This is a genomic window from Duncaniella sp., assembly GCF_029056165.1.
GTDB lineage: Bacteria > Bacteroidota > Bacteroidia > Bacteroidales > Muribaculaceae > Duncaniella.
This window is the reverse complement of record NZ_JAIDBW010000010.1, coordinates 69,570-94,641: the sequence shown is the minus strand read 5'-3', so window position 1 is coordinate 94,641 and position 25,072 is coordinate 69,570. Positions and strand designations below refer to the sequence as shown.

The window sequence follows — 25,072 nt, the reverse complement described above, 5'->3', positions numbered from 1 at the left end:
GTCGAGGCGGCCATCGACGATCTTTTCGGGGCGATAGGCGTCGGTCGCTTGGACGGCAACGAGATTGTTAGCCCAGTCATTGACTTTCTGCACATCTACTCCGCGGCCTTCAGCGATGACTGACGAGAGATTTTGCCAGATATTGTTGAGATAGAGCTCCTGCTGTTCGCGTGCAGGTTCGCTCATGGTTTCGCGGATATAAGGTTCGACAGCACTTTTGTAAGTACCGACCTTAACCACCTGTACATCTATGCCGAGTTTGTCGCAAAGATTCTTGAGATAGTATGTCGTGGATGCAAGACCGGTCAGCTCGACCATACCGATAGGGTTGATGAAGATGCTGTCCGCTACGGATGCGACATAGTAATCGCCCTGCGTGTAGAAGTCGCCATAGGCATAGATCCACTTGTCGGGAGCTTTCTCCTTGAACTTACGGAGCGATTCGACGATGGCAGAACGGTTGGAGATACCTGCGCTTGCTCCTTCGCAATTCAGGACTATACCATCGATGTGGTCATCGGTAGCTGCAGCTTCGATCGAACCTGTGATATCGGAGATTAGCTGATAGTCAGTGTCACGGTTAAGAATCAGGTTCTTATAGTTGATTTTAGGCTGACGCTCATAGATAGGACCTGACAGATCTACTGTCAGTATGGAATTATCTTTGATGGTTACTGATTTCTGACCGCCGGATGATACGGCTGCTGCTGCAATGACAATGACAAGGCCTATCACAGCTAACAGCAGTGAGAACCAGATACCGGCAAGAGTGGCAAGAAAAGAGATGAAAAACTTTTTCATGCTTGAATGTATATGATTGATAAGTAATTCGTAAAACAATCGCTAAAACGTTACAAAATTACGACATCGCCACGTCAATAACAAATTTTTGACACATATATATTAAAAGACTGCGAATTAGATGGCGTTAGCGGCATTAATTACAGTTCTGTATGATACGGGAAATCCTTCGGTTTAGGGTGGGTATAAATATCCCGGACCATACGCCAAACCTTATTGGAAAGTCTGGCGTAGGGTCCGGGATATGGATTTGATATATTCAAATAAGGAATTTTATTCGCTTGTCAGTCAGTAAAATGGCGATTACTTGTCGATCATAACACAATATTCGCCGGGTTTGAGGGTTGAGGGAAGAACGGCTTTTTCTCCGGTGAAGAAGTCAATGGTGTTTTCACCGAGCTGAGGTGCAGCGGATGTGAAAGCGATTTCTTCATCTTTGCTACCGAGATTCACGATTACAGTGACCTTCGAATCGTCTTTCGAACGGGAGAAGGCGTATAGGTCGGGGCTGGATGTTGCATAGCGCAGCATCTCGCCACCTTCTTCTCCGGCGCGAAGTGCAGCTTGAGTGTGTTTCAGCTCGTTGAGTTTCTTGTAGAAGTCGAAGTAACTGTTACGCGGCTCCCATTCGGGTGCTTTGTCCTTGACGAAAAATTCAAGAGCGCGGTTGAGGCCTGTTTCCTGACCGGTGTAGATGAGGGGCATACCGGGAAGTGTGTAGGAAAGGACTGCAAACGCATCGGTAAGATTGCCGAGACGGTCAAACTCAGTGCCTTCCCATGAATTGAGGTCATGGTTGGTGACCATGTTCATCAGGTAGGTGTCGCGGGGATAGTCGGCAGCCTGAGAGGCAAGGAGCGAATCGATGTCAGCAGCGTGGCGCACAGGGAAGGTGCGGACCTCACCCTTGTCGTTTTTGAATGTATATTGGCCGGAAGTTGCAGCGATCTCGCTGAAAAGATCCTTCATAGGCCAGTTGTAGCCCATGTCGAAGCCGTTTTTCTGGAGAGCGGGGACGCTTGCCTCGGCGAGCATGAACAGGTCGGGTTTCACGGCCTGAAGTTGCGGACGGGCCTCGTCCCAGAAATCGGTGGGCACTTCCATTGCTACGTCGCAGCGGAAGCCATCGACTCCTACCTCAGTAAGCCAGAATTTGAACACATCGATCATTGCGGCGCGCATTTCAGGGTTGGAGTAGTCAAACTTATAGACATCTGTCCAGTCGTAAGGGCCGAACATCTCACCTTTCTCGTTCTTTGCATACCAGTCGGGGTGTTCGGTCACCCATGCATTGTCGCAACCTGAATGGTTGGGGACCCAGTCAAGGATTACTTTCATTCCGAGATCGTGGGCTTTTTTGACTGTCTCCTTGAACTGGTCGAGTGTGCCGAATTCAGGATTGAAAGCCTTGTAGTCCTTCACCGCATAGTAACTGCCGAGTTCACCTTTGCGGTTCTTTTCGCTGATAGGATAGATGGGCATGAACCAAAGGATATCGACCCCAAGCTCCTTGAGACGCGGGAGCTGTGCATCGAAGGCAGTGATTGTACCAGAATCTGTGAACTGACGCACGTTGACCTCATAGATTACTGCATTGCGTGACCATTCGGGATGCTGCACATTAGTGTAGGTTGAATCCCTTTCGGTAGTCTGGGCATCGCTTTTCTTGGATGATCCGCAGGATACCACAAGCACTGCGACAGCAGCCACTGCAAGAATGCTTAAAAAGAATTTTTTCATTGGAAAGATTTTGAAAAGAGTGGTTTGGAAAAAATGTGAGTATGATTCCGCGAAGATACAAATTATTTTGTATATATCCTTGAAATTTACAGATATTAAGTTGATTTATCCGGCAGTAGGGATAATTAAGTAAAAATCGTGTAATACACGTAATATATATTATAATGACAATAATCCGCTTCTGCGCTACGTTAAAATCTATAGCTGAAAAATAATGTGCTCTGCGCCACTCTTCACGAGCCGACGCAGAGCATATAATCAAAAAGCTAATTCTATTACGTTGTCTGTCACTTTTGACTCGACAAAACCAGTAAGGTTTAATTCTATCCTTGCGGTTTTAACTTCGTTTAACATTAATCTCCTGAAAAATGCGAAAACCGGCTCCTATACCCCTTGAACTACTTGCTCCCGCCCGTAATGCCGATATTGCCATTGCTGCCATAACTGCCGGTGCGGATGCTGTCTACATGGGAGCTTCCAGTCACGGCGCACGTCATGCTGCTGCTAATTCCGTTGCCGATATGGCCCGTGTGGCTGAATATGCCCATCGGTTCAATGCAAAGGTTTTCGCTACGGTGAATACCATCATATATGATGACGAGCTTTCATCGGTGGAGCGGTTGATCCATGATCTTTACAAGGCAGGTGTTGATGCACTCATTGTTCAGGATATGGGTATATTGCGCATGGATATTCCTCCGATTGAGCTGCATGCGAGCACGCAGTGCGACATACGCGATGTGGCAAAGGCGAGATTTCTGGCCGATGTAGGTTTCTCGCGTCTCGTGCTTGCGCGAGAGCTATCCTTGAAAGAGATTGAGGAGATACATGCGTCTGTACCCGATACGCCGCTTGAAGCGTTCATTCATGGAGCATTGTGTGTGAGCTACAGCGGTGATTGCCGTGCAAGCTTCGCAACTGTCGGGCGCAGTGCCAATCGTGGAGAGTGTGCTCAGATATGCCGTCTGCCGTTCGACCTCGTGGATGGAGATGGCGATGTGTTGCTGAAAGGCAAGCATCTGCTTTCGTTGCGCGATCTGAACAGGTCATCATCCATAGCTGACATGGCTGCGGCCGGTGTAAGTTCGTTTAAGATTGAGGGACGTCTTAAAGATGAGGTCTATGTCCGCAATGCTGTCGGGGCTTACAGCCGTATTCTTGACCGCTTGGTTGCGGAAAGCGACGGACGCTATGTCCGTCAGTCCGTGGGAGAAGTGCGACTCGGTTTCACTCCCTCGCTCGATAAAGGATTCAATCGCGGATTCACGCCCTATTTCCTCACAGGAAAAGCACCGGCTAAGGGGATGGCGTCAATTTCATCGCCGAAAGCGACCGGTCTGAAAGTCGGAGTGGTGACGGAGTGTAAGCCAAAGGTAATCACGGCGCGTCTCGATGCTCCGCTTGCCAATGGTGACGGACTCGGTTACTACACTGCTTCCGGAGTGTTTCAGGGCTTCCGTCTTAATCGAGTCGAGGGAAACAGACTGTTTCCAGCTGCTCCGCAGAGCATTCCCGCCGGGACTGTCCTTTATCGTAACCGCGACAAAGAGTTTGACGACGGGATAGCTGTCGCCAAGACTACCCGTAATATTCCGGTTGATATGGCTCTGCAGATAGTGGGCGACGACAGGATTTCACTTGAAATGACGGATTGTCGCGGGTGTGTGGCTACGGTCGTGGCGGAGGTCGGACTGCTTCAGAACGCAGTCACACCGCAGGAAGGGCCTCGTCGCCGTATTCTTGACAAACTCGGAGGCACCGGCTATCGTTCAGGACGGATTGTTGATCTTGCCGGACAGGTGTTCATTCCTGCTTCCTCGCTGGCAGCTTTGCGCCGGCAGTGTGTGGAGGCTCTCGATAGCAATGCCCGTGCTTCGTACAAGTTCTGCTACCGTCTGCCTGAAAAGTTTGACGTCCCGCTGCCTTATGGAGATCGCCTTACGGTTCATGACAATGTGGCAAACAGACTTGCCTGTGAGTTTTACGTTTCACACGGAGCTAAGGAAATAACCTCTGCAATGGAGGTTTCTTCCAAGGGTGCTTATAAGGAAGAGCCGGTGATGACCACGCGCTATTGTCTGCGCCGTGAATTAGGCAAGTGTCTGAAATATCCTTCCGGTAAGGACTGGCAGGGGCCGCTGAAGCTCGTCAGCGGTAACACGCGTCTGAGACTTGATTTCGACTGTAAGAATTGCCGGATGCAGGTCTATACGGATTAAATTTATCCGTTAGTTGTCCATGAACACAAGATAGACGGCTGCGATCAGGAGTCCGAATGCAAGGAAGTGGTTCCAATGGAGGCTTTCACCCTTGAACAGCAGTATGGCGAATACAGAGAATACAAGTAGCGAGATCACTTCCTGCATCACTTTGAGCTGCAGGAGTGAAAACTGACCTCCATTGCCGATGAAACCGTAACGATTCGCGGGGATCATGAAGCAGTATTCAAGTAGTGCGATCAGCCATGACAGCAGGATCACTATATAAAGAGGAGTATCGGATGTGATGACTTTCATTTCGGAGAGCTTCAGCTGTCCGTACCATGCGAAAGTCATGAATATGTTGGAAATGACAAGCAGTCCTACAGTTGACCAACCGTTCATAGCAGAGAGTGAATGTGAGGATATATAGAGTGAATGTGATGATATATTTTGTAGTATTGGTATCCACCGGAGTGGAAGATTGATTCTTAAAATTGTCGGAAGTGAATTTAATCCGGTTAAGTGGGTTGCACCGCACCCGCACAAGCAGGTCAGAAACTTCTCATCCTTTTTTCTCGATCAGGATTTGCGAGGAGCTTGTCAAGCTTACCATTCGCCACGTAATCGATTAAAATCTGATAGAGCACTTCATTGCTTTTTGCAAGTATCGTACCTTTTTTCAACGGTTCCATGTAGTCATTGCCGGCGGCAAGATAGTCGATCGTCGCCAATCGGTATGTCCTGTCCGGATTGATTGGCTTTCCGTCGATGGTAGCAGAGTTCACAGCCTTGGTTGAAGGATCATAGAGGACTTCTACATTGCTGCTTACACCCTGACCGTCCTGTGCGGCCATGATGGCTATATTGTCAAGCAGGTTACTGCCTTTGATATCCATTACGACGATGGAGTTGTCAAAAGGCGCGATATCTATTATCTCACCCTTGGTGATCGTCCCTGCAGCAAGGCTGTTGCGTATGCCGCCCTTGTTCATGATCGAGAGATCAACCGGTTTCCCGCAGATCTCAGCTCCGCGCATTCTGACGAAGTCACTGAGCAGATTGACCATTTCAGCAGATTTACGGTCATATTCGAAAGGTGAGTTTCCTATTTCTTTTGAACGCATTTCATCGACCTGCTGGCGATAAGGAGCTATGATTTCTTCGATGGACGGGCTGACGCGGTCGTCCAGACGCTTATCCACCGGAATAAGGCGTGCGGCCACGTCCTTGGTCTTGAGATTGATATCTATTTCACCAAGATTGACACCGCTTGAGCCTGTCTGAAGAACAGAGATTGTGTCACCGTCGGCATTGGCAACTCTCCATTTCGGCACACCTGTGCGCTTGTCGGCCGGATCGATGACGGTATGTGAGTGGCCGCCTATGATCACGTCGATATCGCGTGAATTTCTGGCTATGTCCATATCGCTGTAGCCGGCCTCATTGTCATAGCCGATGTGAGTGACGGCTATCACCATATCCACACCATCGGCTTTGAGCCGCGCAGCTTCAGCATTAGCCGTCTCGATGGCATCCATGTACTTGACACCTTTATAATTTTCCTCGATTACGATTCCGGCCGGATCGAGGTTTATACCGATGAAACCGACCGACGAATCGCCGAAACCACGCACCACTGCAGGGACAAAAAGTCCGTCCAAGGTGCTGCCGCTGAGGTCGTAGTTTGTGCTGAGGCGGTCAGCGTTAAGCTGTTTCCACTCCTTGGCCAGTTGCTCCATACCCTTGTCGAACTCATGATTGCCGAGTATCTGTATGTCATAGCCAAGAGCATTCATGAGTTTGCGTTCGACTTCTCCTCCGAACAGTGTGTAGTAAAGCGACCCCTGCACGGCATCGCCCGCATCTATGAGCATGACGTTTTCCCGGACTCCGCGCACGCTGTCGATAAGTACCTTGCGCCGGGCTATTCCTCCCATGTCGTGGCGGTCAGGTTCGATGGCCGAATGGGTGTCGTTGGTATGGAGGATGACGAGATGGTCACTGTCCTTGCTACCTGAACAACTGCTCATGGCGATCATGGCAGTGCAGGCTGTTATGATTAATGATTTGCCGAGTTTCATGTTGTGATTGATTTGGTTAAGCCCTGCGAAAGAGTAAAAAATACCACTATTGGATATTGATTAATTTATGTGTCTGGAGCGAAAGTCGCCAGTGGGGATTTTTAAGTATGTATTCGACCGTCTCGGATGTGTTTGAGCCTCCCGGATAGCGGTCGGAGCTGCATGGCTGCAGGAAATAGTGCATGGCGGGGATTGAATTGGCGATCGACTCGACATCCTGTCCCTCATACACTACTTTCAGTTCATCCACGTGTCTGATACGGAGGTCCGCCTCGCCGTTCATGCCTGACTTCGGTGAGCATGTCACCCAGTCGATCCCTTCAGGAAGAATGTGTGTGCCGTTTGTCTCGATCTGGATGAAGTAGCCCTCGTCATGAAGGAGATCCACTAAAAACTGGTCGAGTTGCAGTGACGGCTCTCCGCCGGTGATGACAATGTGGCGGGTAGGATATCCTTTGATTCGGTCGATGATATCGGTAGGATTCATGACCACATACTCTTCATGGCGCGTGTCGCAGAAACCGCATTTAAGGTTGCAACCGCTGAATCGGAGGAACACGGCCGGAGTACCCGTAAAGTAACCCTCGCCCTGCAGCGAGTAGAAAATTTCGTTGACTCGGTAGCTCATAGCTGATATTATGGTTTTAATCTACCTCGTAGCTTGCCGTGTTGCCCTCGCTTTCCTGCACATCCACTCGATAGCAGCAGGGGATCTGTTCGCAGATCCATCGGGCAATGTTTTCAGCCGTGGGATTAAAGGGAAGCAGTTCATTGAAATTGCCATGATCAAGATAGGAGGTAATGCGTTCCTTGATATGGCTGAAATCAACCACCATGCCGTCGGCATTAAGTTCCTTGGCACGGCAATGGACGGTCACTATCCAGTTGTGACCGTGGAGACGCGAGCATTTGCTTTCGTATGACAGTTCGAGTCGGTGACAACCCGCGAGTTCGAATCGTTTGGTAATATAGTACATTGCAATATATAGCGTATTTTAGGATTTGGTGTCTGAGTCCTGTCCGGCTACGGGATACAGTCCGTTGTCGGCGGCGATCTTCAGCATCAGTTGCCGTGCTTCTTCGTAGTCATTATGGATCACACCGTCAAGAATCGCATTCTTGATGCCGCTCTTGATCCGACCGATGACCGGGCCGCCGGATATGCCGAAGGTCTCCATGATCTCATTTCCATCCACCGGCGGCTTGAAATTACGGATATGATCACGTTCGTTGAGATCCACCATTTTTGCGCGGACAAGTGCGAAATTATCGAGTATGCGACGCACCTTTTCCTGATTTTTCGAGGTGATGTCGGCCTCGCATAGAGTCATGAGATCCTCAAGGTCATCGCCGGCATCATGGATGAGGCGGCGCACGGCGGAATCGGTCACTTCATCCTCGACGAGTGCTATCGGACGCATGTGAAGCTCGACGAGCTTGGCCACATATTTCATTTTGTTGTCCTGAGGCAGTCGCATCCTGCGGAAAATCCTCGGTACCATCTTCGCTCCGATGAAGTTATGGTTATGGAAAGTCCATCCGAGCTTTTCATCCCAGCGTTTGGTGACAGGCTTTGCAATGTCGTGCATGAGCGCGCCCCAGCGCAGCCACACGTCATCGCTTTTTGCCGCTACATTGTCGAGCACGGCAAGCGTATGGTAGAAATTATCCTTATGTCCGCATCCTTTGACCACTTCCACACCCTTCATGGCAGCAAGTTCAGGGAAAATTATTGCAAGCAGCCCGGATTTCAGCAGGAGATCCCAGCCGATCGACGGATGCGGTGCACGCATTATTTTCATGAGTTCATCGACGATGCGCTCATGAGAGATTATGCGGATGCGTTCGGCGTTACGCCTGATGGCTTCAAAGGTCTCAGGCCAGATGGTGAAACCGAGCTGTGTGGCGAAGCGGATGGCGCGCATCATGCGCAGGGGATCATCGCTGAAAGTCACGTCCGGGTCGAGCGGTGTGCGGAGCAGGCGTTTTTCCATGTCGCCGAGACCGTCGAAAAGATCCACGAGCTCGCCGAAGCCTATGCGGTTCACCCTCAGTGCGAGCGCATTGATAGTGAAGTCGCGGCGTGACAGATCCTCTTCGAGAGTGCCGTCCTCCACGACTGGTTTGCGTGAATTGCGGTCGTAGGACTCACGGCGTGCACCGACAAACTCCAGTTCCACATCACGGCGTTTGACCTGAGCCGTGCCGAAATTGCGGAACACAGTCAGATGAGTGCCTTTGCCAAGCCGTTGGGCCACAATCTCGGCAAGTTCGATTCCGCTTCCGACAGTGACGAAGTCAATGTCCTTGGACGGACGTTCGAGAAAAAAATCACGCACGCATCCGCCCACTGCGTAACATGGGCGGTCAATGGAATCGGCTGCATCGCCGATGGTATGATAGAGAGGAATGTCGAGGCGTCTTAAAATATTGTCTAATGACTGCATTTCAGGATGATCGGGTTACAGGTCAGATTAGAGGAGAGAAAGGAATGGGTACATGAGATGAGGAGCGATATGCTCTATCCCACCAATTAATTATATGAGGAAGTACGAAATATCTTCAGGGGCGGGTGTCAGACACTCAACATGATCGGCATAGACGGCATAAGTGTTCTCGATACCTACAGCTCCTGTTCCGGGGATCACGAACTTTGGTTCGAGTGCGATTACATTGCCTTCCTCGATTATGTCACGGCTGCGCGGAGCTATCACCGGCAACTCATTGATCTCGATACCGACACCGTGGCCTATGAATCCGGCATGCTGGCGGTGACCCATGTAATAATGTTGGAGGTTGCGTCCGCGCACGATCTCCTCCGCTTTTTCATACAGTTCCTTTGCCGGAGTACCGGGGCGCATCATATCGGTGAGTGCTCTGTGGATGTCGATGGAACACTTGTGAGCTTCGATGGCGAGCGGTGCGATCTCTCCGAGGGCGAACACGCGCGTCATGTCAGTCATGTAACCGTCGAAGTTACCGTTCATATCCACCATGACCGTGTCGCCTCGGCGGATAGGGGTTCCGTCAGCACCGACCGGAAGTGATGGGTCAAGACCGGCTCCGCCCATAGCGAAATCGTAGGGGGATGGTGAATCCGCATTCTCCCCCACAAGAACATTACCCATGTGGAGCTCCATCGAGTCACCGCTGATGCGGAACTGTCCGAGACAACCGGCGAGACGGCTGACGCGCTCGATCTCGACCTGAAGGCCAAGGTCAGTCATGCCGGGTTGGAAAAGGTGGGGGATACGGCTATAGACATGAACATGCTTCACACCCGAACGGCGTATCATCTCAATTTCTTCTTCGGTCTTTATGGCGCGGGCATGTCTCATCACGGTCGAAGCGTTCTTGAGCTCACTCTCCGGGAAGATAGCTTTAAGACGTGTCACCATAGAGTAGGGGAGCACGTCGAGTTCCAGTCCGATAGCTTCGGGTACATTAAGCCCGATTGACTGGCCGATCTCTTCAGGCTTGCGGATATAGACGACACCGTCACCTTCAAGTTCGACCGGACGGCGGACAAAGAACATGTTCGGCCCTTCTAGCGGTATATAGACGTAACCGGCATATACTCGACCGGTCAGATAATATTTGTTAGCATTGTCGGATATTAGGATGGCAGGAATGCCGAGATCAGCCATCTGGGCCTTGACGCGGCTGACACGGCGTTCAAATTCCTCCTGATTGAGGAGCATGAGTTTATTCTGATCGACAGATTGCATGGCTGTGGGATTTTTTTAGATTGTTTTGCAGACTCTTTACTTCATTAGAGATCCTCACCTAACTGCGAGGGTGCGATACGGATAAGCGTGAGGACCGGTTCGCCGTTCGAGCCTTTCATTATGGCTTGGTCAGCGGATGCACCTTCCACGCAGGTATCGACCTGTTCGAGAGCAAGCAGGAAAGCCTGTTCGGTAGCGATGGCCGGACAGGTCATGCGAGTGGTGGCGAGATCCTTGAATTCGATACCGTCACCCTTGTCGAGATTTACGACTATGGTTCCGTTGACAACATTGCAGCCTGCATTACCGTGAATCTTGCAGCCGTCGATATCGATGACGATTTTAATGGCGGTATTAGCCGGGACAGGAGTTCCCTGAATGGTGGTCACCTGCCATGCGCCGTTGAGGAACGAGAGATTGCGCTTGCGGAGTGCGATGACTGATGTTCCGTCGGCTGAGTTGAGCGAGATGTTGTTGTCATCCACGATGGAGTATGACGCGACTTTAGCGAGGGCCTGATTCATAGCTGTCTCGTAAGGAGCATCCTGACAGGCTTTGAGCGATGAAAGGAATTCACCGTTAGGTTCGAGCTTGCTTCCGCGGACTATCCAAGAACCGTTGAGATAGTTGCAGCCGTTGAAACCGATCACAAGTATTGCTGTCTTTGCATCGGGGATTGACTCAAATGTGATCTGAGGATGATTGTCGCCGTTGACCACCACCTGTTTTCCGTCAATAGCGGTTACTGACCAACCACCGAGCAGAGGTGCGATCTGGGTCGAGTCGTACGACGAGATTTCAGAGGTCACCGGGGTAGCCTTTACGTTTGTATCGGGAGTTGTCACTGTCGTTCCTGTCTTTTTGATTATACTGCATCCGCTGACGAGAGCCGTTATGGCTATGGCTGATGCGAATAGTGAAACAAATCTCATAATTTCTAAATGGTTTTATTGTGAATTTCTATTTCATGAAACTGCCTGTTGACGGTTTCGCTATGTCAATAGAACGATTTCATGACCTGTTTTGTGCGGACGCAACTACAGGAAAATAAATTCCGTGGCGTTGTTGATGTTATCCCTCGTCCATCCGGATTTTTATCATGGCAAAAGTAGTTAATTTCCGCCACATACGCAAAAAACAGTTTTGTCGGTCACGAGTCAGGTATTCAGACATCCCGATCAGGAAATAATTGACAATAATTGCACGAATTATCTGCAGTATGTGTAATTTTTAGGACGAAATACCGCATAATATAATAAATCTCATTACCTTTGCAGTCATCAAACAACCCGCGACATGAAAAATCTTGACAAGCAGGACCTGCTCGACAGGCGTTACCTGCGCATGGCTCGTATATGGGCTGAAAATTCATATTGCGAACGCCGTAAGGTGGGTGCGCTCATGGTGAAGGACCGTACTATTATCTCGGACGGTTTCAACGGGACTCCCGCCGGATTTGAAAACGTGTGTGAGGATGAAGACGGTGTTACCAAAACATACGTGTTGCATGCCGAGGCCAATGCAATCACCAAGGTGGCACGTTCGAATAATTCAGCTGAGGGAGCGACTCTCTATGTGACGGCATCCCCCTGTCTGGATTGCGCAAAGCTGATGATTCAAGCCGGTATAAAGAGAGTGGTCTATAACGAACTTTACCGCATTACCGATGGCATAGATCTGCTTCGGCTCGCAGGAATTGAATGCTGCCACATCACGGATCTCATGCAATGAGGATACTCTCCCCTGACTTAATATGACTTTAACTATCAAAAAGCTATTTTTTCTATCTCTGTTTAGTAAAAACCTTCTATGAATAACCGTCTGAAGAAAACATCCGTTTGGATGCCAGTCGCCATTGCTGTTTCGCTGGTGGCCGGCATGTGGATCGGTCATACGTTTTTCAATGGATCGGGAAAATGGAATTCCCGCACCAAGCTCGACACCATCCTTGAGCTTGTTGACCGGTCATACGTTGATGAGATCGATACCGACAGCCTTCTCGAAGCGTCGTTCCCCGGTCTGCTCTCACGTCTTGACCCTCATTCAGTCTATATCCCCGCTAAGGATCTTCAGAATGTCAACGAAGAGCTTGGCGGATCGTTTTCCGGTATAGGTATTTCGTTTAATCTTCTCAACGATTCAATAAATGTGCTTGAGGTGATTTCCGGCGGTCCGTCGGAAAAAGCCGGTCTCCTTCCCGGTGACCGTATCATAGCCATCAACGATACGGTCGTGGCCGGTCAGAACTGGAGCGATGTCAAGGTCAAGGGCTCGTTGAGAGGAGAGAAAGGAAGTACGGTCAAGCTCACGGTCAAGCGTCAGACCTCAGCCAAACCTCTTGACTTTGAAGTGATCCGTGGCGATATACCGATGACCTCGATCGATGCTGCTTACATGGTTGCACCTAAGATCGGGCTTTTGAAGATCAATAAGTTCAGTTCGAATACCTATAGCGAGTTCCTCACCTCAATGATGGATCTCGTGGCTGACGGTGCTGAAAAATTCATAATCGACCTCCGTGGTAACGGCGGTGGCTTCATGGAACCTGCCGTGCTGATGGCAAATGAGTTCCTGCCGGCCGGTTCGCCCATCGTGAGCATGAAGGGCAAGAATGCCCCCGACAGCCGTCCGACCATGAGCGACGGTTCGGGTTCGTTCCTTAAAAACGAAGTCGTGGTGCTTATCGATGAGATCTCGGCCAGCGCGAGCGAGATTTTCTCAGGTGCTATTCAGGACAATGACCGCGGACTCGTGATCGGTCGCCGGTCATTCGGAAAAGGTCTGGTGCAGAATCAGATGGAACTCCCCGACAGCAGTGCCATCCGTCTGACCATAGCGCGTTACTACACTCCGTCGGGCCGCTGCATTCAGAAGACCTACGCTCCGGGAACGGACTATGACCGTGACATCGTCAACCGTTACGAGCATGGTGAGTTCTACAATGTCGATTCTATCAAGCTTGACAAATCGCTCGCTTTCGAGACCATGCATGGCCGTACGGTCTATGGCGGAGGCGGTATCATGCCTGATATCTTTGTCCCGAACGACACTGTCGGCATCACGTCATATTATCTCAACGTCCTTAACGCGGGTCTGATACAGAAATATACGTTTGACTATACCGACCGCAACCGTCAGCGTCTCGACGGAGCGGAGACGGCGGTCGAACTGATGCGTCTCCTGCCGGATGATGATACCCTACTTCAGGATTTCGTCAGCTATGCACAGAAAAACGGCGTGGCTCCCAGATGGTACTACATAAACATTTCCCGTGATCTGATTGTTAACCAACTGAAAGCCATGATTGCGCGCAATGCGCTCGGTGTGCAGGGCTATTTTGAGGTTTTCAACGAGTATGATCCTACAGTCCTGTCGGGCATCGACGCTCTGACCGGCAATAAGGCGGCTTTCCCTATTACTAAATAAACTCCGCCATCACCGGCGGCTAAAAGGGATAAACTCGATGAAAAAAGATGACATAAGACGCCATGTAAAGGCGCGTAAGACCCTCCTCAGCGAGGAAGAGAAACTGTCGGCTGCCGAAAGGGTGTTCGGATTGCTTGAAAAGACGGCTGATTTCATCCTGTCTGACAGGATACTGATGTATCACTCGTTGCCCGACGAACTCTCGACCCGTGCGTTCATACGCAAGTGGTCGGGACGCAAGCATTTCTATCTTCCGAGGGTCAACGGTGTGAATCTCGAAATCCTTCCCTACGATGAGTCACAACTCGCACTCGGTTCATTTCATATTGAAGAACCGACGGGCAATGACACGACCGCCATTACGGATATGGAGATGATAGTCATTCCGGCCGTGGCCTACGACCGTGCAGGTAACCGTGTGGGACGAGGTAAGGGTTACTATGATCGTCTGCTGACCGACAGCCGTGCGCGAAAAATCGGTGTGGCCTACGACTTTCAGCTGATGGATGAGATCGATGCCGAGCCTCATGATGTGCGCGTGGATGTGGTCATAACTGAAAATCACCACATCATCATCCGCAAACGCTGATCAGTCGCCGTCAGCCCCCCACTGATATCTTCGATCCTAATCGTATTTAGAACAATATTTCATCTGTCCCTATGGTATGCTATAAGCGCGTCCATAGGGGCTTTTTCTATATGACGGATATTCAATCCGCAACGATGTGCGGCTGAACGGAGCTGCGGCGCGAAGTGATAGGCTACCGATCCGGTGAAACTGACGGGAAGACTTTGCGCACGCTTATATGCAAGCACATTGAAACGGAAAAACCTACGGAATTCATCGGTCACGAATTCTGCGACTTCCTCGTTGTCTATCTGTTCACGGAGGAAAGGAACAAAAGAAGCAAGATAAGCTCCGGGACGTTCACAGCGATAGACACGGTTTATGATCTCATCGCGCGTCGCTTCGGGAAAACGGTCGTTGAAACGGTTGATTACAGTGTCGGAAAAACCTCCTTTCATCACCATACCGATCAATCTCCGTCCCAGCACAGCTCCGCTTCCCTCGTCGCCGAGGATGAAGCCGAGCGGCGACACGTTGGCTATGATTTTCTCCCCATCGTAGTGGCAAGAGTTTGAGCCTGTCCCAAGGATGCAGGCTATTCCCTCGGATCTGCCGCAGAGTGCGCGGGCAGCTCCAAGCATATCGCTCTCGACTTGACAGGCGGCTGAGGGGAATATTTCGTTCAGTATCTTCTCCATCAGCTTGCAGCGATCGCCCGCACAGCCTGCACCGTAATAGTGGATCTCATCTATGTCCCGCGCACACGAGTAGAGTTCGGGTGATTCTGCTTTTATAGCCGTTAAGAGATCATCCGTATGCCCGGTGGCTGCATTGAATCCGGTGGTCAGAGTGCGGAGGCGTATTGCCCCCACGTTATCAAGAAGCACCCATTCGATTTTGGTACTTCCGGCATCAGCAATGAGTTTCATGGATTGGGAATCGGTTAAAAAGATAGAAGCGAGGGGGTTATTTGTATAGTCTGTAGGGTTCACAACGCGTCGTAAAACTTTCAACGTCCTTGTTCCAGAACGGAGCGAGATCCGCCACTTTATAGTTCTTTCCGAAGAGCTGACGAACCTTGGTCGAACCGCAGACTTTGTCAAACATATTCAAACGGGAGGGAGTGGCCTTGTCAAACGCTTTTTGTGCGGGATACATAGCGGCAAGTTCCTGCATGATGTAGAATTGGATGAGTGACAGTGGCGCGGCTTCCTCGTCAGTCACATAGATCTCGACTCCACTGAGATTCTCACCCTTGTACATGGCATAGAAAGGCTTGTAATACAGAGGCCGAAATTCCACTCCGGGTATCTTCAAGGCCGTGAGACGGTCGGCAAGAGCCGGGGCATCGATCCACGGAGCACCTGCAAGTTTGAATGGAAGAGTATAGCCCACCCCGATGGACACGTAGTCAAGCTCCCCCATTATGCCGGTGGCGGGATAGAGGAGTGATGTCGCGGGGTCGGGAATGTGGGGTGAGGGGAGTACCCAAGGCATTCCTGTCTCGGCAAAGGTCATCGAACGTTTCCAGCCTTCCATCGGTATGACTTCAAGCTTTACTTTCACGCCGTTCTTGAGCAGTCCCTCGCCGTTGAGGAAGCGGGCAAATTCACCGGGGGTCAATCCATAGATATAGGGTACCGGGTACTGGCTGACAAATGAAAAGCAGCCGGGCTCTACGATATTGCCCTCGACCTTGTTGCCTCCGAGGGGATTAGGACGGTCGAGCACCATGAATTCCTTCCCGTTTTCGGCTGCGGCTTCCATTGCAAGTCCCATTGTGGAGATGAATGTGTAGCTACGTGTGCCGATATCCTGTATGTCATAGACGATCACATCGACATTTTTCAACATCTCAGCTGTCGGTTTACGTGTCTTTCCGTGGAGTGAATAGACAGGAATGCCTGTTTTAGTATCTGTCTCGTTGGCCACCGATGCTCCGGCTATATAGTTGCCACGCACGCCGTGTTCGGGAGCGAAGAGGGTGGTCAGATTTACTTCCGGGGCTTCCGCGAGAATGTCGATCGTGGATTTAAGGGAGTTATCCACACCTGTAGGGTTGGTAATAAGTCCTACGCGCTTCCCTTTCAGGGCTTCGAACCCCTGATTGCGGAGCACTTCGATGCCGGGAAGTACGGTTTCAGTCACATTTTGACCGGATTTCGCAATGGTGGTCTCTCCGTTTCCGGCAGTGGCCTGACGGTCACTGTTGATTTCAGATGTATTGCCGCAACTGATTGCCGCAATAGAGAGAAGTATGGCTGAGAGCAGTCCTGTCATGTTCGGTTTTTTCATAATTTGAGTAAGAGCCGGTTAGAGTTGATGGATTGTTGACTCTAACTATAACAAACCGGCTTGTGGAAATGATTTTGTCAAGAACCTTTACGTCCGAATGCGGGATCAATCCTGATGAGGTAGGTCACTCCGATGGTGGCAGCGCAGCAGATCATGGTCCAGATAAAGAAGTTCTGGTAACCGACCGTCTCCTGAATCCATCCGGCTGCCATGCCGGGGAGCATCATGCCAAGAGCCATGAAACCGGTGCAGATACTGTAATGAGCCGTGCGGTGACGTCCTTCAGAGAAATAGATGAGATAGAGCATGTAGGCTGTGAAGCCGAAACCGTAGCCGAACTGTTCGATAAACACACAGATGTTTATTACCGGCAGTGACGGAGCTGAGGCGAAACTCAGATAGACGAAGGTAAGGCAGGTGAGCGACATGCTCCATGCCATAGGGCGCAGCCAGAACCGGAGACCGCGGCGTGCAGCAACGATACCGCCTATGATTCCGCCGAGTGTTAGACCGATGATCCCGACTGTGCCATAGACCACTCCGACCTGTCCGGTCGATAGGCCGAGACCGCCCGACGTTGCCGGGTCAAGCAGGAAGGGATTGATGAGTTTTACGAGCTGGGCTTCAGGCAGACGGTAAAGCAGCATGAAGATAATGGCTACTCCGACATGCTTTTTACGGAAGAATTCGGCAAAGACTTCGACGAACTCATGCCATACGTTGCCGGCACTGCGGAGCGAACGGTCGGCGGGACGCTCTACCCGTGGCAAAGCCCAGCTATGGTAAAGAGCGAAAGCAAGGAAAAGAGCGGAGAGGATTCCGAAAACAACGGCCCATGCGAAGGGTATGTTGCCCGACGAGTCCTCGATAGCACCCGCGAGTATCACGAGCAAACCTTGTCCGGCAACTGTGGCGACACGGTAGAATGTGGATCGGATGCCGACATAGAGCGATTGCTGATGTTCGGTGAGAGCAAGCATGTAGTAGCCGTCGGCCGCGATGTCGTGAGTAGCGGATGTGAAACCGACGAGCCAGAACACGGCCAGTGTCAGGGAGAAGAAGAAGGGTGTGGGCAGGGCGAAGGCTATACCGGCAAACGCCAACCCGATTAGCCATTGCATGGTGATGGTCCACCGACGTTTGGTGCTGATGATATCTACAAACGGACTCCAGAATGGTTTTATCACCCACGGCAGATACAGCCATCCGGTATAGAGGGCAATATCCGTATTGGACAGGCCGAGGCGTTTGTACATGATGACCGAGATGGTCATTACAGCCACGTATGGCAGACCCTGTGCGAAATACAGGGTCGGAATCCATGCCCAAGGACTGCGTGATCTTGCCGTGATGGATTTATTGTTCTTATCCATTAGTTTCAGACAGTGAATTTTTATAAGTAAGGGTTATGCCTCTCAATAAAGACGCGTCAGTTCCGAATCTATGTAGTAATGACGGAGAATTTCATCATAGCTGTAGCCTTTCTCTCCCATAATGGCTGCTCCGATCTGACAAAGTCCCACACCGTGCCCCCATCCGGCTCCGTGGAGAGTGAAGCGGGCCGGAATTCCGTCGGCATTGCGTTCATGGGCCTCCACTACGAAAGCTGAACTGTAAAGATGCGAGTCGGAGAGGGTGCGTCGTATCATGAGTTCTTTTCCAATTATGAGTTCACCTTCCGTACCGGTGATTTTCAGCTCACGGATACGTCCTGATGTGCCACGTGTGAGCGGTGTGAGATCCTTTATCGCACCGAGGTCGCGGTCAAGACGCTTGCGGAGGAGCGATGTGATTTTTTCCTGAGTAAGCTCTTCGGTCCAGCGGTAGAAATCAGGTGTCTCCTGATCGTAGCCGTTGAGGACTTGAGAAAGTATGCGTTTGTCCTGTGTGTTACAGAAAGCTTGCGGCATGTCGAGAATCCACATCCGTGCATTTTCCTCCTGCGTGAGATCGGGATAATCAAGAGTGTCCACGCTGTCACGCCGGGCTGTCAGATAGGGACGCGGGGCGTCGTCCCAACAGGTTTCGAAGCGTTCGAACACTCCCCCGCAGCATTTCGAGAAGCGCGTGTCGCATAGTTCGCCTTTATATATCAGCACTTCTCCACGCGTGTCGGCTACCGCTCCTGCTGCAATGGGAGTGGAAACGCGGCTTATGCCTTGATAACGCTGGCAGTGGTCGTCGGCACACACGTCGAAATTCAGGTGGTCTTCACGATCCCAGTAGCGTATCAGTGAAGGTCCCGGATTCAGCGCACGGACATCGGGGCGGCTATCTGCCGTCGGGAGTGTCTTGTCACCGCGGCTCATCATGGACAGAAGCCAGCTGCGTGAGATCACTGCATGGGCGCGCAGCAACGCGAGCGATGATGTGGAACTCATCTCGCTTGAAATGACGCTCACGAGATAGTCCTCGACGTTTACAAGATTAATGGCCGTAAGCTTACCGTTTTCAACGATTATGCGAAGTGAGCCTCGAAAACGTTGATTCTCCTTTCGCTGCCAATGGAAATCCACACCGATGGTTACTCCTTCGAGCTCGAAAGAATCACCGATATATGTATTCGGAGTGTATTCGACCGATGTATAGGTCTTTCCATCTATAGTAAAGGCTATGCCTGATTCGCTGATGCGTGCCTCATGAGTCCCTGAGACCAATTCACCGTCGGCAGAGGTGAAAAGCCCTGTAAGGGTGAAGCGGAGTGATGGTGCGGAGAGTATGCCTACTCTTACCTGTGGTTCCTGATTCATCATGATAATCCGGGGGTTAGATCCGTTTAGATGCAAAATTACTGAAAAACTTTCAGACGCCCTACAAATTCATTTGCTCCTGAACATGGTCTGTGGCAGTGACATGGGTAAGCTGTCGGATAATTTCCTTAAAATCATCCGGCGAGATGGCTACCTCCCGGAGAATATTGACGGCAGTTTCCATATCCAGACGATCGAAGTCATCCGGACGCGAGCAGACGATAGTGCCGAGCATCTCTATGGTGGCAGGGCTTATCAGCATTTTGTCTGTCTCGGAGAAATAGCATTCCGGACGGTGACAACGGCGCGGGATGATTGCGGTCCGTGTAATACCGTTGTCGGGGTCATGGAGCATGGCTATATTGACGGACGGATCTGTCTGATCGGTAGCGGTTAGGCAAAGGGCTGCCCATAGTCTGCGGAACGCTTGGCGCAGTGACTCTCCGGATGTCGATTGAATAATGAAAACCGGGTATGGTACGACTGTGTCGTCTGCAGCGTAGATGGCCGCATGATCAAAAGTCAGAAGCTCCGCTCCAGTCAGATCATCGTTTTTAATATTGGGGACGGCATCCGGTGAAACTGCCTGAAAGTGGAAATGATCAGGAGCGGATGCTCCGCAGGTAGCTCCGTTGAAGAATACACATAATCCTGCCATATCCTCGGCAAGATGTGCCATATCCATGATGCGTTGGCCATTCGGGTCGAGAATCTGCGGTTCGTGGCTCACGGATGGAACGGTGAAGTGGATTTCTGCAAGCGGGAAGGGATTGATGAGAATTTCGTAAGCAGATCCGAATGGCATTGATGATTGATTTGGCGGACGATTTGACGCACAAAGAAAACACGGACGTTGTGAGACGCTTGATGCGTCGGTTTTTGCTGTGATGGATGCCCGGCGATGGTTGACAAGCATTTTGTCAACACGCCAAGGTGATCCGGCAGGAGTGATGGTTGAGCGGCGACCGTCTGCCACACTGTTGCGGATACGCGTGAAATTTTCATCTGCCATCGGCCATGATGCCAGTTCCGATTTCAGAAATGGGATGAATCCGGATTGCAATTTGCTCTTATCCACGATTGCTTTTGTTACGGTTGATTCTTGCAAGGAGTTCAAGGGTACGGATGCGGTCCTTATAATGATTGTTGGCATTGATGCGTTCGGGGCTTAGGGCATGATCCGAGTTGCCCTCCCACCGACGGCATGAATAGAGCGATTCATATATGCGTCCGATAGGGTAGGTCCGGCTGATTGCAAGCCCCATTGCATAATCTTCGCCATAACTTACATCCGGAAAATTGATTTTGCGCGCCACGGGGGTAAAGAAGGCGCGTGGAGCACCAAGTCCGTTTATGCGCAGTGCGTTGTTCGGCCCGTTTCCGTCGGTCCATTCAGCATGATCTATCAGACCGGGGGGGAGCGGATTGCCGTCGAAATCTGTAAGGCTGTATGATCCGATGACCATTGCACATCGCCGCTCATGGAATTTGTTGACTATCATCTGAAGGGTGTCCGGGCGTGAATATATGTCATCACTGTCAAGCTGGATGGCGAAGCGGCCGCAGTCAGGTGAATGCAGGCCGAGATTCCAGCATCCGCCAATGCCGGGTGCAGGTGTCGATGCGGGACGGATGATTTTTAGCCGATTATCCGACAGAGCGATTTCATCAAGGATTTCTCCTGTCCCGTCATTGCTTCCGTTGTCAATGACTATAACGTTGAAACTGAAATCGGTTTCCTGCGATAGCGCACTTCTGACGGCATCGGCTATGGTGCGGTGACGGTTGCGCACGGGGATGATCACTGACGCTTCTACCGGAAAGTCCGCGGCATCAAGATCCGGAAGATCAAGCGCGGCTGTATCGACCAGTGCTCCGAGTGCACTGAGGTGAGAGGTGACCGCTTTTTCCATCTCTATCTGTGACGAGCGGTTTCGCGGGTCAACATAGCTGAACTGTGCTTCTCCGTCCTGCTCATCTGCTTTTCGGCTGCATGAGGTGTAGAGCGTTTCGGGAATATGGATGATATCTCCGAGACGTGACAGACGCAGGCGCAGGTCGTACCATCCTGCCGCTTCGAAATCATCAGTCATTTCGCTGACAGCTTTCCTGAGCATGTCGGCATTGACCATCACAATCTTACCGAAATCGAAATCGTCGCGCAGCGATCCTTCCTGATAATCGTTGAGGTTGCAGCGTGTATGCGATCCATCTGCATCGGACGAATAGAAATCGGAGTAGGCCATAGCCGCTCCTGTATCGGTCAGGACGCGTTCCATACGTTCCTTTCCGTAAGGTATGAACTCAATAACGTCGTCCGTGAGGTTTATGATGACAGGAGTAGTGTCGGCTGTGGCTGCTATGCAGCGCATTGCTTCGGAAGAAAGCCGTGAATGGGATGTAACTTTTGCCATTGCAAGAAAATATGATGATTGGGCGATTGGATAGAGACTAAGTGATGAAAAAATCAGAAAGATGTAATATATAGGTTCAACATTCAGATTTTACGCTTTTTGCGATAGGAAGAACTTGTCGGAAGACCTCTGCTCAGACCATGTTGTCGGGTCTATGGGCTGAATCAGCGCCTTTCTTACGGCGTTTACGGTCCTCTGCAAGCTTGTCCTCCTCATCTTCGGCTCGCTGTGCGGTCTCACGAGGGTTGAGATTTCGGGAATAAGGATTTGGAGGAACGACGGGACGTGTCGCAAGACCGATTATGGTTTCAGGCTGCACTTTTGGACGTGCACCGGGGTGCGACCCGACAGGTGCGGTAAAGAATTTCAATATCTGAGCCATGAGTGCGTCACGCTCGTAACCGCCGGTAATCGTCTCGAAGGGGAATCCCAGTGTGACCGCACGATGCGTGCCGGGGTCAAAGGCTACACCGGCGATATAATCATTTTCAGTGTAGCGGAGTATCGGTGACGCGTTGCTTGTATCCATCGGAGCGAACGATTCAGGCGATTCAACGGCATAGCAATCGGAGCTGAGCTGCTGGTTGAAGGTTATTGACAGTCCACCACGGAATTCTCCGTAGTGCGACTTCACTTCCCTGACCTTGCCGGTGACAGTGGCCTTTGCCTGCCGCCATTGGAGACCCAGAACGGAGTGGCCGAACTGGCTGTCGGAGACACGTGTCTCGGAGTCGCTCATCGGATTGTCGAAGAGGTCACTACCGATATAGCTACCGGAGACAAGCAGTGAGCCACCCGCATCACAGAAATTGGCCAGACAAGCTTTCAGACTTTCCGTGAATGGCTTGAACTTGCGTTCCTCTGAAGTGCCGACTGTGATTTCCTTCTGCTTTCCGAGGATGAGGTCAATGATCGGAGAGTTAGAGTTGTCGCGGTCGATCAGAGCATCCACTCCACACGAGATGAAGGGAAAACCGGCTGCACGGATCGACTGTCCGTGGACATAGACAAAATCGAAGGTATTTCCTGCGAAAACCTCGGTCTCATGTGTGGCACGGCTTGCACCGTGACCCGGAGAATCGTTGGTGGTCCATTTGACTTCGGGGCGGAATTCGGTCTGATGACCAGTAAAGTGGATGTCGCTTATGTAGGGCACGCCATGATCCTCGCTGTAGTCAAAACCGATCTTTCCTTCGGCATACACCTCTGCAGGTCCGGATATACGCGTGAAGCCATTGACCACAAGTACTTGCGGTTTGTCGGATTCAGGGATGTAACAGAGCGAGAGTATCTCGGACGGGAAACTGATACCACCGTCGTTGGCGGCCACGACTTTATAACTGTAGATACGGTTGTCAGTCACCTTGACTGAAAGGCGGGGATTATCCACAACGGCAAGCTCTGTGAATGCACCGTCATCCACGCGTTCATAGACGATGTAGTAGGTAGCACGGGCTGTAGGTTCAAGAGGGTCATCCACACCCTTCCAGTTCAGGATGTATTCGCCACCTGAACCATTGATGGAGAAGTTGCTGACAGGAAGCGGCTCGACGATATAGGGGACACCGTCCTTCTCATGAAGGTATTTCAATATGCCTTTATATATGGCACGACTGACCGTGAAACGGAACGTCGGGTCAAGACCATAACGCATGTCGGCGAAATTCTGGTGGCTGAGAAGCTCGATCAGCATCGACGGGACTTGTGGCTCCATGGCCTCATGGTATGGACGGTCACGGAGTTTACGTCTGTTCCATGTGGGTTCGTAGAGGGTTTGGATATCACTGACAACCTGATCGGTCACCATTTCAGCAAAATGCTTTGAGGTGGTGCGGCTTTGACCGTTGCCGAGAGGGTCACCTTTGGTATAGACTATGGGAAGCGTACCGATTGTCGATGCAGGTGAGGATGTCGTCCCGGCATCCGTGTGGAAAGCAAATGAAAGATCTACAGGTATTCCGAGACCCTTCTGACCCGGAAGTTCTGACGATCCACCTGCAAGATAGTTGACCCAAAGGCCACGGCTCTTGTAATCATCCTCATAGTCATCCTTGCCTCCGCTCACACTATAGACGCTCGACGGTATGCCAGCCCATTGCAGCCAGTAGCGTGAACCTTCGGTGAAACGGGGGTATGTGCTGACAGTAGCCTCGCCGCCCGCGGCCGAACGGCTGACATTGCCCATGCCACCACCTATTTTGACGGCATCGGCAGTGATCAGTTTTCCTTCTTCTGCAGAAACGTTGAGAAGTTCCACGACAGGTGTGCTGCTCTTACCGGCCGCAAACGGAAATGATCCGAGATAGATCCATGTACCACCTCCGATGCGCTGATTGACTTCAAACTCTTCGCTTCCGGCGAGCGAATTTACGATATAACGGGCATCACGTGCTGAATTTGGCAGGGATGCATAGCTTACATACACAGCGTAGGTTCCGGCTTTGGGAAAGTCGGCATACCAACATGCTGTCGAAGCTTTGGAGACATCACTGACGGTATGGGCCTGACGGACACTACCCATGCGGAAGGGATTGTCAGTGCCTGTTAGAATCTCTTTTTTATATGCAAAACCATTGACGCCCTCGGCTGTCTGCCATTTGTGCTGACCGTTCTTTTCCGAATATGTCTTTTGGGCGAAACCACCGTCCATATCCACAATTATCTCATCCGTGTTGGTGTCGCGTTCACGCGGAGTGAGCACGTATGCTCCCGCATTTTCCAGCATGGGGATAAGATAGGGGAGCACGTAAGCCTGCGGGTAGAGATCCTCCACCGTACCCATGAGGCGTGCGCGCTGCCAAGTCCAACGATCCTCTTTCTGATCGAAATATCTGCCGTGGCTTTGCCATAGGGCTATGTTCTTACCTGTGAGACCTCCTTTGATATCGGCAGTAGGCGCATCCACGCGACGGACGAATGGCTCGCGTGGCGGACGCGGCACAGCGGGAGCTTTGACCACTTTTGTGGTCCGGGCTTTCTTCGCTTTGCTCTTTCGGGGTGTCTTTGAAGCTGCTCCGGCGGTTAGAGCGCAGAGGATCATTATTATAGATAGCAGTTTTTTCATAATC

Annotated in this window: 20 protein-coding genes; 4 read left to right on the top strand and 16 right to left on the bottom strand. The window is 51.1% G+C overall.

The annotated features are described in order from the left end of the window. The coding region (locus K2G41_RS01930; RefSeq protein WP_300113656.1) for a S49 family peptidase at positions 1 to 801 on the bottom strand (801 nt) is incomplete at its 3' end. 303 nt (positions 802 to 1,104) lie between these two features. After that, positions 1,105 to 2,541: an alpha-amylase family glycosyl hydrolase gene (locus K2G41_RS01925; protein WP_300113653.1), complete on the bottom strand. Its 1,437-nt coding sequence runs from the start codon at positions 2,539 to 2,541 to the stop codon at positions 1,105 to 1,107. Between the two features lie 368 nt (positions 2,542 to 2,909). Here K2G41_RS01925 and K2G41_RS01920 point away from each other — a divergent pair, with 368 nt between their 5' ends. Then, positions 2,910 to 4,760, top strand: coding sequence for a U32 family peptidase (locus K2G41_RS01920; protein ID WP_300113651.1), 1,851 nt, complete (start codon positions 2,910 to 2,912; stop codon positions 4,758 to 4,760). A gap of 9 nt (positions 4,761 to 4,769) precedes the next feature. Here the strand turns inward: K2G41_RS01920 and K2G41_RS01915 are convergent, their stop codons facing one another. The 7 genes from K2G41_RS01915 to K2G41_RS01885 all read right to left on the bottom strand — a co-directional run bounded on the left by K2G41_RS01915 (position 4,770) and on the right by K2G41_RS01885 (position 11,483). Next, positions 4,770 to 5,144: a DMT family protein gene (locus K2G41_RS01915; protein ID WP_300113649.1), complete on the bottom strand. Its 375-nt coding sequence runs from the start codon at positions 5,142 to 5,144 to the stop codon at positions 4,770 to 4,772. A 149-nt stretch (positions 5,145 to 5,293) separates the two neighbouring features. Continuing rightward, a complete protein-coding gene (locus tag K2G41_RS01910) occupies positions 5,294 to 6,823 on the bottom strand; it encodes a bifunctional UDP-sugar hydrolase/5'-nucleotidase (RefSeq protein WP_300113647.1) in 1,530 nt (509 codons plus the stop codon). A 46-nt stretch (positions 6,824 to 6,869) separates the two neighbouring features. Beyond that, positions 6,870 to 7,451: a radical SAM protein gene (locus tag K2G41_RS01905; protein ID WP_300113645.1), complete on the bottom strand. Its 582-nt coding sequence runs from the start codon at positions 7,449 to 7,451 to the stop codon at positions 6,870 to 6,872. Between the two features lie 16 nt (positions 7,452 to 7,467). Further along, on the bottom strand, positions 7,468 to 7,800 hold the full coding sequence (locus K2G41_RS01900) for a 6-carboxytetrahydropterin synthase (RefSeq protein WP_300113641.1): 333 nt from the start codon (positions 7,798 to 7,800) through the stop codon (positions 7,468 to 7,470). Between the two features lie 18 nt (positions 7,801 to 7,818). Continuing rightward, positions 7,819 to 9,270: an HD domain-containing protein gene (locus K2G41_RS01895; RefSeq protein WP_300113638.1), complete on the bottom strand. Its 1,452-nt coding sequence runs from the start codon at positions 9,268 to 9,270 to the stop codon at positions 7,819 to 7,821. 90 nt (positions 9,271 to 9,360) lie between these two features. Next, entirely contained in the window at positions 9,361 to 10,551 is a 1,191-nt protein-coding gene (locus tag K2G41_RS01890) for a Xaa-Pro peptidase family protein (RefSeq protein WP_300113636.1), read from the bottom strand. 44 nt (positions 10,552 to 10,595) lie between these two features. Further along, positions 10,596 to 11,483 (bottom strand): META domain-containing protein, encoded by an 888-nt coding sequence (locus K2G41_RS01885; protein ID WP_300113632.1) that lies wholly within the window; start codon positions 11,481 to 11,483, stop codon positions 10,596 to 10,598. A gap of 364 nt (positions 11,484 to 11,847) precedes the next feature. Here K2G41_RS01885 and K2G41_RS01880 point away from each other — a divergent pair, with 364 nt between their 5' ends. The 3 genes from K2G41_RS01880 (at position 11,848) to K2G41_RS01870 (ending at position 14,566) form a co-directional block, all read left to right on the top strand. After that, positions 11,848 to 12,282 carry a dCMP deaminase family protein gene (locus tag K2G41_RS01880; RefSeq protein ID WP_300113629.1) on the top strand — a complete coding sequence of 145 codons (435 nt, stop codon included), beginning with the start codon at positions 11,848 to 11,850 and terminating at the stop codon, positions 12,280 to 12,282. Between the two features lie 111 nt (positions 12,283 to 12,393). Then, the gene (locus tag K2G41_RS01875) at positions 12,394 to 13,977 is read left to right on the top strand and encodes a S41 family peptidase (RefSeq protein WP_300113626.1); all 1,584 of its coding nucleotides are present in this window, start codon (positions 12,394 to 12,396) and stop codon (positions 13,975 to 13,977) included. 37 nt (positions 13,978 to 14,014) lie between these two features. Further along, entirely contained in the window at positions 14,015 to 14,566 is a 552-nt protein-coding gene (locus K2G41_RS01870; protein WP_300113623.1) for a 5-formyltetrahydrofolate cyclo-ligase, read from the top strand. A 59-nt stretch (positions 14,567 to 14,625) separates the two neighbouring features. Here the strand turns inward: K2G41_RS01870 and K2G41_RS01865 are convergent, their stop codons facing one another. The 7 genes from K2G41_RS01865 to K2G41_RS01835 all read right to left on the bottom strand — a co-directional run bounded on the left by K2G41_RS01865 (position 14,626) and on the right by K2G41_RS01835 (position 25,068). Next, the gene (locus tag K2G41_RS01865; protein ID WP_300113620.1) at positions 14,626 to 15,474 is read right to left on the bottom strand and encodes a BadF/BadG/BcrA/BcrD ATPase family protein; all 849 of its coding nucleotides are present in this window, start codon (positions 15,472 to 15,474) and stop codon (positions 14,626 to 14,628) included. 37 nt (positions 15,475 to 15,511) lie between these two features. After that, a complete protein-coding gene (locus tag K2G41_RS01860) occupies positions 15,512 to 16,840 on the bottom strand; it encodes a DUF1343 domain-containing protein (protein ID WP_300113617.1) in 1,329 nt (442 codons plus the stop codon). A 77-nt stretch (positions 16,841 to 16,917) separates the two neighbouring features. Then, positions 16,918 to 18,213 carry an MFS transporter gene (locus K2G41_RS01855; protein ID WP_300113614.1) on the bottom strand — a complete coding sequence of 432 codons (1,296 nt, stop codon included), beginning with the start codon at positions 18,211 to 18,213 and terminating at the stop codon, positions 16,918 to 16,920. A gap of 42 nt (positions 18,214 to 18,255) precedes the next feature. Next, positions 18,256 to 19,593 (bottom strand): SpoIID/LytB domain-containing protein, encoded by a 1,338-nt coding sequence (locus K2G41_RS01850; RefSeq protein WP_300113610.1) that lies wholly within the window; start codon positions 19,591 to 19,593, stop codon positions 18,256 to 18,258. Positions 19,594 to 19,651: 58 nt separating this feature from the next. Continuing rightward, complete coding sequence (locus K2G41_RS01845; RefSeq protein WP_300113607.1) at positions 19,652 to 20,668, bottom strand: DUF4922 domain-containing protein; 1,017 nt, start codon at positions 20,666 to 20,668, stop codon at positions 19,652 to 19,654. Continuing rightward, positions 20,661 to 22,004: a glycosyltransferase family 2 protein gene (locus tag K2G41_RS01840; protein ID WP_300113604.1), complete on the bottom strand. Its 1,344-nt coding sequence runs from the start codon at positions 22,002 to 22,004 to the stop codon at positions 20,661 to 20,663. Before K2G41_RS01840 ends, K2G41_RS01845 begins: the two co-directional genes overlap by 8 nt. A gap of 133 nt (positions 22,005 to 22,137) precedes the next feature. Next, positions 22,138 to 25,068: an N-acetylmuramoyl-L-alanine amidase gene (locus tag K2G41_RS01835; protein ID WP_300113601.1), complete on the bottom strand. Its 2,931-nt coding sequence runs from the start codon at positions 25,066 to 25,068 to the stop codon at positions 22,138 to 22,140. Positions 25,069 to 25,072: the final 4 nt, after the last annotated feature.

Coding starts and splice junctions, on each gene's coding strand:
- K2G41_RS01925 (WP_300113653.1), bottom strand. CDS start 2,541: ATGAAAAAATTCTTTTTAAGCATTCTTGCAGTGGCTGCTGTCGCAGTG.
- K2G41_RS01920 (WP_300113651.1), top strand. CDS start 2,910: ATGCGAAAACCGGCTCCTATACCCCTTGAACTACTTGCTCCCGCCCGT.
- K2G41_RS01915 (WP_300113649.1), bottom strand. CDS start 5,144: ATGAACGGTTGGTCAACTGTAGGACTGCTTGTCATTTCCAACATATTC.
- K2G41_RS01910 (WP_300113647.1), bottom strand. CDS start 6,823: ATGAAACTCGGCAAATCATTAATCATAACAGCCTGCACTGCCATGATC.
- K2G41_RS01905 (WP_300113645.1), bottom strand. CDS start 7,451: ATGAGCTACCGAGTCAACGAAATTTTCTACTCGCTGCAGGGCGAGGGT.
- K2G41_RS01900 (WP_300113641.1), bottom strand. CDS start 7,800: ATGTACTATATTACCAAACGATTCGAACTCGCGGGTTGTCACCGACTC.
- K2G41_RS01895 (WP_300113638.1), bottom strand. CDS start 9,270: ATGCAGTCATTAGACAATATTTTAAGACGCCTCGACATTCCTCTCTAT.
- K2G41_RS01890 (WP_300113636.1), bottom strand. CDS start 10,551: ATGCAATCTGTCGATCAGAATAAACTCATGCTCCTCAATCAGGAGGAA.
- K2G41_RS01885 (WP_300113632.1), bottom strand. CDS start 11,483: ATGAGATTTGTTTCACTATTCGCATCAGCCATAGCCATAACGGCTCTC.
- K2G41_RS01880 (WP_300113629.1), top strand. CDS start 11,848: ATGAAAAATCTTGACAAGCAGGACCTGCTCGACAGGCGTTACCTGCGC.
- K2G41_RS01875 (WP_300113626.1), top strand. CDS start 12,394: ATGCCAGTCGCCATTGCTGTTTCGCTGGTGGCCGGCATGTGGATCGGT.
- K2G41_RS01870 (WP_300113623.1), top strand. CDS start 14,015: ATGAAAAAAGATGACATAAGACGCCATGTAAAGGCGCGTAAGACCCTC.
- K2G41_RS01865 (WP_300113620.1), bottom strand. CDS start 15,474: ATGAAACTCATTGCTGATGCCGGAAGTACCAAAATCGAATGGGTGCTT.
- K2G41_RS01860 (WP_300113617.1), bottom strand. CDS start 16,840: ATGAAAAAACCGAACATGACAGGACTGCTCTCAGCCATACTTCTCTCT.
- K2G41_RS01855 (WP_300113614.1), bottom strand. CDS start 18,213: ATGGATAAGAACAATAAATCCATCACGGCAAGATCACGCAGTCCTTGG.
- K2G41_RS01850 (WP_300113610.1), bottom strand. CDS start 19,593: ATGATGAATCAGGAACCACAGGTAAGAGTAGGCATACTCTCCGCACCA.
- K2G41_RS01840 (WP_300113604.1), bottom strand. CDS start 22,004: ATGGCAAAAGTTACATCCCATTCACGGCTTTCTTCCGAAGCAATGCGC.
- K2G41_RS01835 (WP_300113601.1), bottom strand. CDS start 25,068: ATGAAAAAACTGCTATCTATAATAATGATCCTCTGCGCTCTAACCGCC.